The following is a 12,945-nucleotide window of genomic DNA, read 5'->3' on the forward strand; positions in this document are numbered from 1 at the left end:
CACTCTATGTTCGCATAGAGTGCTTTTTGTTTGGTATATACCAGATTAGTTAGAAGGAGAGCTGAGAAATTGATGAGTAAGTATGATGTGGTTATTGTTGGTGCAGGGCCTGCAGGAATTTTTGCAGCGTATGAGTTATCTAAGAAAAATGAAAATTTAAAAGTAGCATTAGTCGATAAAGGATTAGATATTTACAAGAGAAGATGTCCAATTCTTGAACATAAAATTAAGAAATGTCCAGTGATTAAGGATCATGTGGGATGTATGCCAGCTTGTTCAATTACGAATGGGTTTGGTGGAGCAGGTGCTTATTCAGATGGAAAGTTTAATATTACACATGAGTTTGGTGGATGGATGACAGATTATTTATCAAATTCAGTGGTTGAAGATTTAATTGATTATGTGGATGGAATTAACTTAGAGCATGGGGCAACGACTGATATTACGGATCCAACGACTGATAAAGTACGTGAGATTGAGAAGCGTGGTTATGCAGTTGGACTGAAGCTATTACGTGCGAAGGTTCGTCATTTAGGAACTGAACAAAACTTAGAAATTTTAAAGAGTATTTATGAGGAATTGAAGGATCGCGTAGATTATCACTTCAAGACCGAAGTTAAAGAGGTTTTAACTGAGGATGGGGAAGTAAAAGGTGTGTTATTAGCCAATGGTGAAGTGATGGAAACGAAATATGTTTTCCTAGCCCCTGGTCGTGATGGATCTGTGTGGTTAAAAGATGTGATGAATAGTCAAGGAATTCCGATGAAGAATTTACAGGTGGATATTGGGGTTCGTGTTGAGACATCTGATATTGTTATGCAAGAGATTAATGAGCATTTGTATGAAGGAAAGTTTATGTATCGTACGAGTGTTGGAACGGTAGTTCGTACGTTCTGTTCAAATCCTTCAGGACATGTTGTAGTTGAAAATCATTCGGGAACGATGTTGGCAAATGGACATGCGTATAAGGATCCAAAGCTTGGAAGTAAGAATACGAACTTTGCTTTATTAGTATCACATACGTTTGAAGAGCCGTTTGATCAACCAAATGAGTTTGCACATGAGGTATCTCATTTAGCAAATAAATTGTCAAATGGATCGATTATTGTTCAAAAATATGGTGATATTTTAAGAGGGCGTCGTACGACTGAGAAACGTTTGAAAGAAGGATTTGTTGATCCAACGTTAAAAGAAGCTGTACCAGGTGACTTAGGATTAGTTCTTCCATATAACACAATGAAGTCATTGATTGAGATGACTGAGGCGTTAGATCATGTAACACCAGGGATTGCATCAGAACATACGTTATTCTACGGAGTAGAGGCAAAGTTCTACTCAGCACGTCCTGAGATTAATGATAAATTTGAAACAAAGGTTAAAGGATTATTCGTTGGTGGGGATGGCGCTGGTGTAACGCGTGGTCTTGCACAAGCTGGAGCAAGTGGTGTTTGGGTAGCTCGTCAAATTTTAGAACGTTATTAATTGAAAGGTGGATATTAAAATGACAAAGACAGTAGTAGTTGTAGGAACTCAATGGGGAGATGAAGGTAAAGGAAAGATTACAGATTATTTAGCACAACGTGCTGATATTGTAGCTCGTTATCAAGGTGGTAATAATGCAGGACATACGATTGAATTTAACGGACAACAGTTTAAGTTACGTTTAATTCCTTCTGGAATTTTTAGTGCTGAGAAAGTTATTTTAGGAAATGGGATGGTTATTAATCCTGAGGCATTACTTGAAGAAATCGCGTATCTAAATGAAGGTGGAGTTTCAACTAATCATATTCGTATTTCTAATAGAGCACATGTGATTTTCCCTTATCATATTGAGTTAGATGGTCTTCAAGAAGAGTTAAAAGGTGATCGTAAGGTTGGAACAACGAAGCGTGGAATCGGACCTTGCTATACAGATAAGTATGCACGTTGTGGAATTCGTATTGGAGATTTAATGGATAAGGAGTTATTTGCTGAGCTTTTACTTGAGCAAGTAACGGCTAAGAATGAGATTTTAGCGAAGTACGGTAAGCCAACATTCTCATTTGAAGAGATTTATACAAAATATTGTGAGTATGCTGAGGTTATTCGTCCTTATGTGACAGATACTTCTTATGAGTTAGATGAGGCGTTAACTGAAGGTAAAAAAGTTTTATTTGAAGGGGCTCAAGGGGTTATGCTTGATGTGGATCATGGAACTTATCCATTTGTTACGTCTTCAAACCCATCAGCTGGAGCAGTTACAACTGGTTTAGGAGTTGGACCTACTAAGATTGATGAAGTTATTGGGGTTGTTAAGGCTTATTCAACTCGTGTTGGAGAAGGTGCATTCCCATCTGAGTTACATTGTGAGATTGGAGCACGTATTCGTGAAATCGGACGTGAGTATGGAACGGTAACTGGTCGTCCTCGTCGTATTGGATGGTTTGATAGTGTAGTTGTTTCTCATACTCGTCGTGTAAGTGGATTAACTGGAATCTCAGTTAACTTATTAGATGTTTTATCAGGTTTAGATACATTAAAAATTTGTACGGCTTATGAGTTAGATGGACAAGTAATCAAATATGTTCCATCAACAATTCGTGAGTTTGAACGCTGTGTACCAGTTTATGAAGAGATGCCAGGATGGCAAGAAGATATTACTGGAGTAACATCATTTGAAGAGTTACCAGTAGCAGCTCAAAATTATTTACGACGTATTGAAGAATTAGTTGGAGCACCAATTGCAATCTTCAGTGTTGGTCCAGACCGTGAACAAACAATCTTAATGAAAGAATTATTAGTCTAACTCGGTGCTTTGCATCGTTAGTTAGACTATATGTCGCAATAAGCGGCGATATCTAGTTAAGTGATAGCAACGAAAGTTGCGAGTAATTAGGGATATGGTTAGAGTTAGAAGTTTGAAGGCATATTCGTTCTAGACATCGCAACAAGCGGTGATATCCTTTCAAGTGATAATTCGTAGCGGGAATTTAGTTATTCGTGGGGAAGCGAATAATTGATGGTACCGGATTATCAGTAATATATGAGAAATAGAAAATCAAAGTGGGGACTTTTGATATATGAGAAGCAACGTCGTTTTTGAGACGTTGCTTTTTTTTGGAAATATTGTACAATGGTAGTACATGAAAGTTATAGAAGGGATGAATACGTGGATGAATAAGTGGTATTATATTATTTTTATTGTTTGTCTTTATTTTTTTAATGAGGCTTTCAATCAGTATATTGTGATGCATGGTTTGATTCAAGGATTGATTGTGGGGTTAGTTATTGCGTTTTTATGTAAGTTCATTTTTAATATGGTGACGAAGACGATTGTATTTGTGGCGGTTGTTTGTGCATTAATTGCATTTTTAGTTTCGGCAGGTTATATTGAGTTACCAATGGGACTTCAGGAGTTATTTAATTTTGGGATGTTGTTTACTTTGAAATAATTGGTTTTTACATATATTTCACATTTTTTTCAAATATAAGAGGGAGTTTTAAGTTATAATAAATTTAGATATTACTAGATTATATAAGGAGTAATAGTCATGAAGAAGATTTTAATTGCTTTAGTTGCAGTTGTTATTATAGCAGTTGGCGTTAATATGTTTTTTCCTAGTGTCAATTCGATTACTGATTTTAAACATATTAATTATACAGAGGCCTTTGATCAGAAGGATTCTGAGTATTATGTGTACTTTTATCAGGAGACTTGTGGTTTATGTCAGCAGTTTGGTCCTGAACTAGTAGCAGCTCATAATGATGAGAATGTTCCTGTTTATGTGGTTGATATGGCAGCTGATGAAAACTTAGATGCTTGGTATGATTGGGAGGCCCATGATTTAGATTATACAAAAGTCATTGGTAAGATGGAAAATGGTGTTGAAGTTTTAAATGAGGGTGAGAGTCGTGCTCTTTATCCTTCAAATGAAGGATGGACGATTTCAACTAATCAAAGTAATGAGATTGTAGCATATAATAGTCATGCTAATAATAATGTGACTCCACAATCTGCACAACAACTTGAGATTTCAGGAACACCAACTTTATTAAAAGTTAAAGATGGTCAGTTTGCAGGATATGGAGAAGGTATCACTGAAGATCGTGCCTTACTAGCAACTTATGGACAATAAAAGATAAAAAATCTTGCTTTATTGAAGCAAGATTTTTTAAAAGGTTAATACTATAATGAGGTGAAATAGATGAAACACGTATTCGTAATTGATGATGATGCAAATATTAGACAATTAATTTTAAGATATTTAGAGAAGGAAGGATATAAGGTAACAGCTTTTGAGAATGCTGAGCATGTTTTTGAGGCATTTAATATGCTACAACCCGATGCACTCGTACTTGATATTATGATGCCAGGTACGATGGATGGGCTTGATTTATGTAAGAAGATTCGTACTGTAAGCCAAGTTCCAATTATTTTCGTTTCGGCAAAAGATGAGGCGGTGGATCGTATTATTGGTCTTGAGCTTGGAGCAGATGATTATTTATCGAAACCTTTTAGCCCACGTGAGTTATTAGTGCGTTTAAAAATTATTTTTAGACGTATTGAACCGGTGATGGTGAGTGACCACGAGACGACGACTTATCAAATTAAGGATTTAAAGATTGATGACTCTAAACGTGTTTGTTCAGTTAAGGATAAGGAGTTATCTTTAACGAATAATGAGTATATGTTGTTAGCTTATTTAGTTAAAAATAAGAATATTTCGTTTACTCGTGAGAATTTAATTCAGAATATTTGGGGTTATGACTATGTCGGAGAATCTCGAATGATTGATGATTTAGTTAAACGTTTAAGAAAGAAATTAAAGTCTTTCGATGCACAAGTTGAAATTACAACGGTTTGGGGTTATGGATATCGCATTGATGATAATTTTTAGGAGATAGCTTATGAGACTTGATCGAAAGTTGTTTTGGAGTTATATCATTATTATTTTGATTGCGATTATGACATCATTTACGTTGTTTACGGTGTCATCGAATCAATTTTTGACGTATCGAATTACATATGATATGGAGAAAGAGTTAGATGTTATTGCAAAGAATTTAAAGGATAATGAATCTCCATATTGGCCGATAGGTGGATTGATTCGTAATAATTTAATGAAGCTTGTTCAATCGAATATCATTATTATTCAAAATGATTCTTTGACTTATTGGGATAATGATGAGGTGATTCAAGATTTAAATGCACATGAAGGTGATGTTAATTATTTAAATCGTAATTATGTCACAGTTTCTGGTGAGGTTAATGTTGGGCCTTATTCTTATGATATTATTTTGTTAAGTGAGAAGAGTATGATTACGGCACTTAATCAAATGAATTTAAGTATTTTATTTATTACGTCTTTAGTGAGTATGTTGATTGCTGGATTCTTTGGGATCTATGTTCAGAATAATATTTCAAGACCGATTCATTTGTTAAGAAATAAAGTTCGCGGATTTCAGGAGAGTCTTGAAGCACCTGAGGTGACAATTTTTACGGGTGATGAGATTCAAGAGCTTGATGAAGATTTAGTTCATATGGCGGAATCGATTGTTAAAAATGATCGAAAACGTAAGGCGTTCTTTGAGAATACATCGCATGAGTTAAAGACGCCTCTGATGAATATTAAAGGGTATGCTGAAGGACTAAAGGATGGAATTTTCTCGATTGATGAGGCCGCTGAAGTCATTCAACAAGAGAGTGATGCACTTCGAACTCTCGTTGAGTCTATTTTATATTTATCGAAGCTTGAGGATGCAACACATGATCGTTATCAGTTTCAGCTTGTTGATGTGAATGCTTTTTTAGATGGTTTTCATCAGAAGATGTCGAGTATTGTGGCGGATAAGAATCTTCAGTTTTCATTGGAGCTAGATAAGCCGGTTGAAGTTAAGATTGATGATGATAAGATGATTCGTGCTTTATCTAATATTATTACGAATGCGATTCGCTATGCGAAATCGAAGATTGTGATTGAAACTATTGTTGAGGGTTCTACGATTGAGATTCGTTTGTTTAATGATGGGCCTCAAATTGATCAGAAAGATTTACCTTATTTATTTGATCGATTTTATAAGGGGGATCAAGGTCAGTCAGGACTTGGGCTTGCCATTGTTAAAACGATTATTTTAGCTCATAACGGGACAGTTGAGGCTTTAAATGTCGAAAATGGTGTTTGTATGAGTGTTAAGTTACCATGTATAGTACCTCCACAAAAGAAAAAAACACATGAACATAAGAAGGGCTAAATCGTATTTGATTTAGCTCTTTTTTATTAAATTATGAAAGAAAAAATTTATCTTTCATTGTGACTTTGGAAAAATTCAGTTAAAATAAAAGGGTAAGTAGAAAAGGAGAGGTGCGGCATATGATCGAACGTTATTCACGCCCTGAAATGGCGGCTATTTGGACAGAACAAAATAAATTTGAGTCTTATTTAAAAGTTGAGATTTTAGCATGTGAAGCTTGGGCTCATTTAGGACACATTCCAATGGAGGATGTTGAAAAGCTATGGAAAAATGCTTCATTTGATTTAAATCGTATTTATGAAATTGAACAAGAAACTCGTCATGATGTTGTAGCTTTTACACGTGCGGTGAGTGAAACTTGTGGTGAAGAAAAAAAATGGGTACACTATGGCTTAACATCAACTGATGTTGTTGATACTGCAAACGGATATTTATTAAAACAAGCAAATGATATTTTAAGAGCAGATATTCAACGTTTTATTGATGTTTTAGCAGAGAAAGCTAAAAAATATAAACATACTGTGCAAATGGGACGTACTCACGGTGTTCATGCTGAGATTACGACGTTTGGTTTAAAATTAGCATTATGGTATGAAGAGATGAAACGTAACCAGGCTCGTTTTGAACAAGCGGCTCGTGAAGTTGAAGCGGGTAAAATTTCAGGGGCAGTTGGAACTCATGCGAATATTCCTTTCTTCGTACAAGATTATACGTGCGAAAAGTTAGGAATACAGTCAGCAAAAATTTCTACTCAAACTCTTCAACGTGATCGTCACGCTGCTTATATGTCTGCGATTGCATTAGTGGGAGCTTCTATTGAGAAAATGGGAGTTGAAATCCGTCATTTGCAACGTACGGAGGTTCGTGAAGCAGAAGAGTTCTTCCGCAAAGGACAAAAAGGATCTTCAGCAATGCCACATAAACGTAACCCAATTGGTTCAGAAAATATGGCTGGATGTGCTCGTGTGTTACGCGGATACATGGTAACAGCTTATGAAAATATTCCACTTTGGCACGAACGTGATATTTCACATTCATCTGCTGAACGTATTATTTTACCAGATGCAACGATGTTACTTGATTATATGTTAAATCGTTTTACAAATATTATTGATAACTTAACTGTTTATGAAGAAAATATGTTAGAAAACATTAATAAAACTCACGGAGTTATTTTCTCTCAACGTGTAATGTTAAAACTAATCGAAAAAGGATTTGCTCGTGAAAAAGCATATGACTTAGTACAACCTAAAGCGATGCAAGCATGGGAAGAACGACAATCATTCCGTACATTACTTGAGGCTGATGAAACAGTATGCCAGTATTTAGACGCGGCAGACTTAGACGACTGCTTCGACCACACATACCACCTAAAATCAGTAGACGGAATCTTTGAACGATTAGGATTATAATATAAAAGGGTGAATCGAGCGTTTAAAAGCTCGTAAAAGTCGTAGCAAATGCTTTTGCCTCAAGAATTGAGGCAAAGGTCGTTTGGACTTTATAGAGATTTTGCTCGAAACTAGATTACATAAAAGGCTGAGATGAACGTTTAACTCCGAACAAAAGTGCTTAACCACCAAAGTGCTTGAAAAGCACAAGTGGGGTAAAACTTTATGGAGGAGTTGTTCATCGAGGCTAGATTTATTATAAGGTAAAGAGAGGTGTTTAACACACGAAGAAAGTGATGAGAGTCCGATGTGTCGATAAACACGGGTGATTATCGAACTTTACCAGTGTTTTGCATCTCGCAGCTGGATTGTAATCTGACGCAAAATTATAGTTTTTCTCTTAACTGAAATGACTAAAATTCTAGATTTTAATTGCTTAAAAATTAGTCAATCATCTGCTGTTTGAATTTTATAACATCTTTATCTGATACCTTATAAAAAAAGTTCGGCCAAAACTTTTCTATGAGGAAAAATTGAATTGTGGATAACTTTTTGTGTTAAATGTGTAGTTAACAACTAGGATAAATGAGGAATCCTAGTTGTTACCTTTGTTTTAATTTGACATTGTGAAAGTATTTTGCTATGATTATTTTGAGATCAGTAATGGAGTGGCGTGATTCGGCAGCCCACTATATAAAAAAAATAAAGAGTCGAAAAAAAAGATGTGTTTGTCGCATCTTTTTTATTTTTGTCGAATAATCTTTTTTTGATTGAGCATATTATAATTAGGAGTCAAAGTGGCCTATATCGACTAACCCACTGTAATAATTATGTCGATCGTAGAGTGGCGTCTAGATAGCCCACTATAAATAGAAATATCTAAAAGGTTTGACAAGTGTGTCGGACTTCTTGGCTCTGAACGGTTATGAAAGTGACTTATTATAGAAGAGTGCTTCTATGATAGGTCATTTTCTTTTATTTTAAGTATAGTTTTTTGGTTAATTGGAGATATTATAAATGTGGAGTCAAAGTGGTCTTCCTAATCTTCCCACTGTAATAAACAAGATTAGCTTTGGCGTGGCGCATCAGATAGCCCACTGTAAAAAAGTAAGTATCTGAATAAGATATTTGTATCTTATCGACTTCACATCGGGTGTCTTGTTATAGAAAAGTATTTCTATGATAAGACACTTTTTATTTGATTAGAGTATAATATTTAAATTTTTGAAGACACTATGATTGTGGAGTTGAAGTGGTGTTGTCGATAATCCCACTCTAATAATAAGAATCGACCGTTGCGTGGCGTTTGTGGATTTACCACGATAAACAGCTAAAATCTGAAAAAGTTTTTTGATGACAGTTATTAAACTTTTAAACTCCCAAAATAAAATGACTTGTTATAGAAAGTAAATTCTATGGCAAGTCATTTTTTATTAGATCCACGTTTTCTTAATTTCTATAAATAGCTCAAAAAGTAGATGATTTGAACCTGACATAAAATATCGGTTATTATAGGTTATAGTGAAGGTAGTAGAAGGTGAGGATTAATAGATGTCTGGAAAAATAGTATTAAATTTAGCCATTAGTTTAGATGGATACATTGCAGATGAAAATGGTGGTTTTGAATGGATTGTTGGGGATGGAAACTCTGCACTCAATACTGATTTAAAATGGGATTATAAGAAGTTTTTAGAAGAGATTGATATCGTCGTTATGGGAAAAAATTGTTATAATCAAGGATTTCATAAAGATTTTAAAGATAAACCTATCTATGTTGCCACTTCGCAAGATATAACGGATTATGATTATTATCATTTTATAAATGGAGATGTATGTACGCCGATTGTAAATTTAAGAAATGAAGGTAAAAATATCTTCTTATTCGGTGGAGGAGTTTTGGTTGATCATTTTTTAAAAGCCGATATCATAGATGAGTATATAATAGGGATTATTCCAACTATTTTAGGTAAAGGAAGACCTTTGTTTCTTGGAAATAATCCTAAGATAGACTTAAGTTTGCAATACTATACTGTTGAAGATGGCATCGTTATTATGAAATATTCTAAGAGAGAGAAGTAAAAACTGAGTTAACTAAGGTATAAAAAAAGTAGATGTGGATAACATAATAGTGTGAGGTCAAAAGTGGTCTTCGCTTACTTTCCCACATCAAAAAGAAGATGAGCCTCCGCGTGGTGAATCAGATGCTCCACTGTAAAAAAATAATAGTCTGAATAAGATAATTATATCTTATCGACTTCACATCTAAGTGTCTTGTTGTAGAAAAGTGTTTCTACTATAAGGCACTTTTTTTATCTATTTAAATCATTAATAATGGTCATGCTACGGTAAGTAGCGGTTATGTTATATTATTTTGTTAGCCATTTTATATTTAGCATAGTATGATGTGTTCATTATTTAGACAGGAGGTAAGATGACGATGACATTAGGAGAAAAAATAAAAAAATATCGCCAAGCGGGAGGATTATCACAGGAACAATTATCTGAAAAATTAAGTGTTTCAAGACAAGCAGTTACGAAGTGGGAGTCTGATAAAGGAATACCGGATATTCATAATTTGCAGGCAATCGCAAAATTATTTAATGTGAGCTTAGATTCTTTGTTAGCTATGGATGAGAAAATTGGTTCAATTGTTCTAAAGGAAGAGATTGATATTGAGAAGTACAAAAAAACAGGAAAAGCTCGTTCTAAATATGATATGGTGGTAAAAGAAAAGTATCCAAAGGCAATGGTTATTTATCCACTTATACGAAGAAAAAAATTAAATAAGATGGAAGCTATGATTGATTTTTTAACGGAACCTGGCGTTTTAGAAATGGTGGATTCGTTAAATGATATGAGTGCCTACTATTTAGTGGAGCAGAATGGTCAACAATTTTTAGTCAATGTTACGAAGACCTATATTGAAGGACGCAGATTAAAACAGAAATTTGAAGGAAAGAAATGTGTTATTGAAAAGAATATATTTATAAAACTTAATTATACATTATAAAAAGTGTCTGAATTGTCAGATACTTTTTTGACTTTTATAAACATTTTTGTAGTTTTCCATATACTAAAAGTGATAAAATAAAAAAATTGTATTTTAATATTATTATTTGTTGTCATATGTAATAATGACGTTATGAATAGATTAATTGGAGTGATGTGTATGAAAGATACGGCTGTAGAACAAGCCTTAAATTTAGAATTAAAGCGTCAACGTGAAAATGTTGAGTTAATTGCGTCTGAAAATTATGTTTCAGAAGAAGTGATGAAAGTTCAAGGATCAATTTTAACGAATAAATATGCTGAAGGATATCCAAGTAAACGTTACTATGGTGGATGCGAATTTGTTGATACGATTGAGGATATTGCAAGGGATCGCGCTAAGCAGTTATTTGGAGCTAAGTTTGCTAACGTGCAACCTCATTCTGGGTCTTCTGCGAATATGGGGGCATATCGTGCAGTGTTAGAGCCTGGGGCGAAAGTATTAGGTATGAATTTAAGTCACGGTGGACATTTAACTCATGGACATCCACTTAATTTCTCTGGAAAAGATTATGAGTTCTTTGAGTATGGGGTAGATAAAGAGACTGAAATGATTGATTATGAAGAAGTTCGTCGCATTGCGTTAGAAGTTAAGCCGGCATTAATTGTAGCGGGAGCATCGGCTTATCCTCGTGCGATTGATTTTAAAAAGTTCCGTGAAATTGCTGACGAAGTTGGGGCATACTTAATGGTAGATATGGCTCATATCGCAGGACTTGTGGCAGCAGGATTACATGAAAATCCAGTTCCATACGCTCATATTGTAACGACAACAACTCATAAAACGTTACGTGGTCCACGTGGTGGTATGATTTTAACGAATGATGAAGAAATTGCGACAAAACTCGATAAAGTGGTGTTTCCAGGAATTCAAGGTGGACCTTTAATGCACGTTATTGGGGCGAAAGCAGTCGCTTTTGGGGAAGCTTTGACAGAAGAATTTAATGAGTATCAATCTCAAGTCATTAAAAATGCGAAAGTGTTAGCTGAAGAACTTGCAAAACGTGGGCTTCGTATTGTATCAGGTGGAACAGATAATCACTTAATGTTAGTCGATGTTAAATCAACATTTGGATTAACAGGGAAATATGCTGAGCACTTACTTGATCGTGTTGCGATTACATGTAATAAAAATACAATCCCATTTGATACTGAAAAACCATTCATCACAAGCGGTATTCGTTTAGGAACACCAGCTGTGACAACTCGTGGATTTAAGGAAGCTGAGATGGTTGAGTTAGCAGGATATATCGCAGATGCGTTAACATATCATGAAGATGAAGCAAAATTAGATGAAATTCGTCAATCTGTTTTAGGATTAACAGGACGTTTCCCTTTATATGAATAGGAGGCAGTTTATGGCCACAATTATTGATGGAAAAAAGGTATCTGAAGATTTACGTGAGGATTTAAAAGTTCAAACAGAAAAATTTGTTGAAGAAACAGGAATTCAGCCTCATTTAGTGGTTGTGATTGTTGGAAATAATCCTGCTTCGATGACCTATGTTCGCAATAAAAAGCGTTCATGTGAAGCGGTAGGATTTAAGTCGACGGTTATCGAGTTAGCAGATACAATAACAGAAGCAGATTTATTAGCTCAAATCGATGTTTTAAATCAAGATGATTCGGTTCATGGGATTTTAGTGCAGTTGCCATTACCAAAACATATCAATGAAGATCACATCATTTCTGCGATTGATGTGAAGAAAGATGTCGATGGATTCCATCCATATCAAGTCGGATGCCTAGCATCAGGGCTTGATTCATTAAAACCATGTACACCGGCAGGTGTTATCGGATTATTGAAAGCTTATGATATCGAAATAGAAGGTCGCCATGCTGTTATCATTGGACGTAGTCATATTGTTGGAAAGCCACTTGTCCAATTATTACTTGAAGAAAATGCAACGGTAACCGTTTGTCATTCGCGTACTCAAAATTTAAGTATGTTAACGCAGATGGCAGATATTTTAATTGTTGCGATTGGGCGTCCTCATTTTGTCACAGCTGATATGGTGAAAGAAGGAGCCGTTGTTGTCGATGTTGGAATTAATCGACTTGAAACAGGAAAGCTTGTAGGAGATGTTGATTTTGATACAGTTGAACCGAAAGCTTCTTATATTACACCTGTTCCGGGTGGAGTTGGACCGATGACGATTACGATGTTATTATTTAACACATTAAAAGCTGCAAAGGGTTTCACAAAATAAGAAAAAAGGCGATGTTTTGGTGACATCGCCTTTTTAAATTGATAAAATAGAGAAAAAGAAGCGGG

The 12,945-nt window shown here is 35.0% G+C and carries 11 protein-coding genes; all 11 read left to right on the top strand.

Features of this window, described 5'->3' with window-relative positions:
- Nucleotides 1-69 precede the first annotated feature (69 nt).
- The 11 genes from HLK68_RS05205 to folD all read left to right on the top strand — a co-directional run bounded on the left by HLK68_RS05205 (nucleotide 70) and on the right by folD (nucleotide 12,880).
- Nucleotides 70-1,482 (top strand): NAD(P)/FAD-dependent oxidoreductase, encoded by a 1,413-nt coding sequence (locus HLK68_RS05205; protein ID WP_006783648.1) that lies wholly within the window; start codon nucleotides 70-72, stop codon nucleotides 1,480-1,482.
- 19 nt (nucleotides 1,483-1,501) lie between these two features.
- On the top strand, nucleotides 1,502-2,785 hold the full coding sequence (locus tag HLK68_RS05210) for an adenylosuccinate synthase (RefSeq protein WP_006783649.1): 1,284 nt from the start codon (nucleotides 1,502-1,504) through the stop codon (nucleotides 2,783-2,785).
- 367 nt (nucleotides 2,786-3,152) lie between these two features.
- Nucleotides 3,153-3,431: a hypothetical protein gene (locus HLK68_RS05215; RefSeq protein ID WP_229040041.1), complete on the top strand. Its 279-nt coding sequence runs from the start codon at nucleotides 3,153-3,155 to the stop codon at nucleotides 3,429-3,431.
- A gap of 99 nt (nucleotides 3,432-3,530) precedes the next feature.
- Entirely contained in the window at nucleotides 3,531-4,115 is a 585-nt protein-coding gene (locus HLK68_RS05220) for a thioredoxin domain-containing protein (RefSeq protein WP_006783651.1), read from the top strand.
- A 69-nt stretch (nucleotides 4,116-4,184) separates the two neighbouring features.
- A complete protein-coding gene (locus tag HLK68_RS05225) occupies nucleotides 4,185-4,877 on the top strand; it encodes a response regulator transcription factor (protein ID WP_009606286.1) in 693 nt (230 codons plus the stop codon).
- Between the two features lie 10 nt (nucleotides 4,878-4,887).
- Complete coding sequence (locus HLK68_RS05230; RefSeq protein WP_006783653.1) at nucleotides 4,888-6,231, top strand: sensor histidine kinase; 1,344 nt, start codon at nucleotides 4,888-4,890, stop codon at nucleotides 6,229-6,231.
- Between the two features lie 119 nt (nucleotides 6,232-6,350).
- Nucleotides 6,351-7,643, top strand: a complete 1,293-nt coding sequence (gene purB / locus HLK68_RS05235; RefSeq protein WP_009606277.1) for an adenylosuccinate lyase — start codon at nucleotides 6,351-6,353, stop codon at nucleotides 7,641-7,643.
- A 1,530-nt stretch (nucleotides 7,644-9,173) separates the two neighbouring features.
- The gene (locus HLK68_RS05240) at nucleotides 9,174-9,701 is read left to right on the top strand and encodes a dihydrofolate reductase family protein (protein WP_006785882.1); all 528 of its coding nucleotides are present in this window, start codon (nucleotides 9,174-9,176) and stop codon (nucleotides 9,699-9,701) included.
- A 352-nt stretch (nucleotides 9,702-10,053) separates the two neighbouring features.
- Nucleotides 10,054-10,632 (top strand): helix-turn-helix transcriptional regulator, encoded by a 579-nt coding sequence (locus HLK68_RS05245; protein WP_006785883.1) that lies wholly within the window; start codon nucleotides 10,054-10,056, stop codon nucleotides 10,630-10,632.
- 159 nt (nucleotides 10,633-10,791) lie between these two features.
- Nucleotides 10,792-12,018, top strand: a complete 1,227-nt coding sequence (glyA, locus tag HLK68_RS05250) for a serine hydroxymethyltransferase (protein WP_006785884.1) — start codon at nucleotides 10,792-10,794, stop codon at nucleotides 12,016-12,018.
- Between the two features lie 10 nt (nucleotides 12,019-12,028).
- Nucleotides 12,029-12,880, top strand: coding sequence for a bifunctional methylenetetrahydrofolate dehydrogenase/methenyltetrahydrofolate cyclohydrolase FolD (gene folD, locus HLK68_RS05255; protein ID WP_006785885.1), 852 nt, complete (start codon nucleotides 12,029-12,031; stop codon nucleotides 12,878-12,880).
- Nucleotides 12,881-12,945: the final 65 nt, after the last annotated feature.

The organism is Turicibacter sanguinis (assembly GCF_013046825.1).
Taxonomy (GTDB): Bacteria; Bacillota_I; Bacilli_A; order MOL361; family Turicibacteraceae; genus Turicibacter; species Turicibacter sanguinis.

Excerpts from the sequence above, each read along its gene's own strand:
- HLK68_RS05210 (WP_006783649.1), top strand. The coding sequence starts at position 1,502 with ATGACAAAGACAGTAGTAGTTGTAGGAACTCAATGGGGAGATGAAGGT.
- HLK68_RS05215 (WP_229040041.1), top strand. The coding sequence starts at position 3,153 with ATGAATAAGTGGTATTATATTATTTTTATTGTTTGTCTTTATTTTTTT.
- HLK68_RS05220 (WP_006783651.1), top strand. The coding sequence starts at position 3,531 with ATGAAGAAGATTTTAATTGCTTTAGTTGCAGTTGTTATTATAGCAGTT.
- HLK68_RS05225 (WP_009606286.1), top strand. The coding sequence starts at position 4,185 with ATGAAACACGTATTCGTAATTGATGATGATGCAAATATTAGACAATTA.
- HLK68_RS05230 (WP_006783653.1), top strand. The coding sequence starts at position 4,888 with ATGAGACTTGATCGAAAGTTGTTTTGGAGTTATATCATTATTATTTTG.
- purB (WP_009606277.1), top strand. The coding sequence starts at position 6,351 with ATGATCGAACGTTATTCACGCCCTGAAATGGCGGCTATTTGGACAGAA.
- HLK68_RS05240 (WP_006785882.1), top strand. The coding sequence starts at position 9,174 with ATGTCTGGAAAAATAGTATTAAATTTAGCCATTAGTTTAGATGGATAC.
- HLK68_RS05245 (WP_006785883.1), top strand. The coding sequence starts at position 10,054 with ATGACGATGACATTAGGAGAAAAAATAAAAAAATATCGCCAAGCGGGA.
- glyA (WP_006785884.1), top strand. The coding sequence starts at position 10,792 with ATGAAAGATACGGCTGTAGAACAAGCCTTAAATTTAGAATTAAAGCGT.
- folD (WP_006785885.1), top strand. The coding sequence starts at position 12,029 with ATGGCCACAATTATTGATGGAAAAAAGGTATCTGAAGATTTACGTGAG.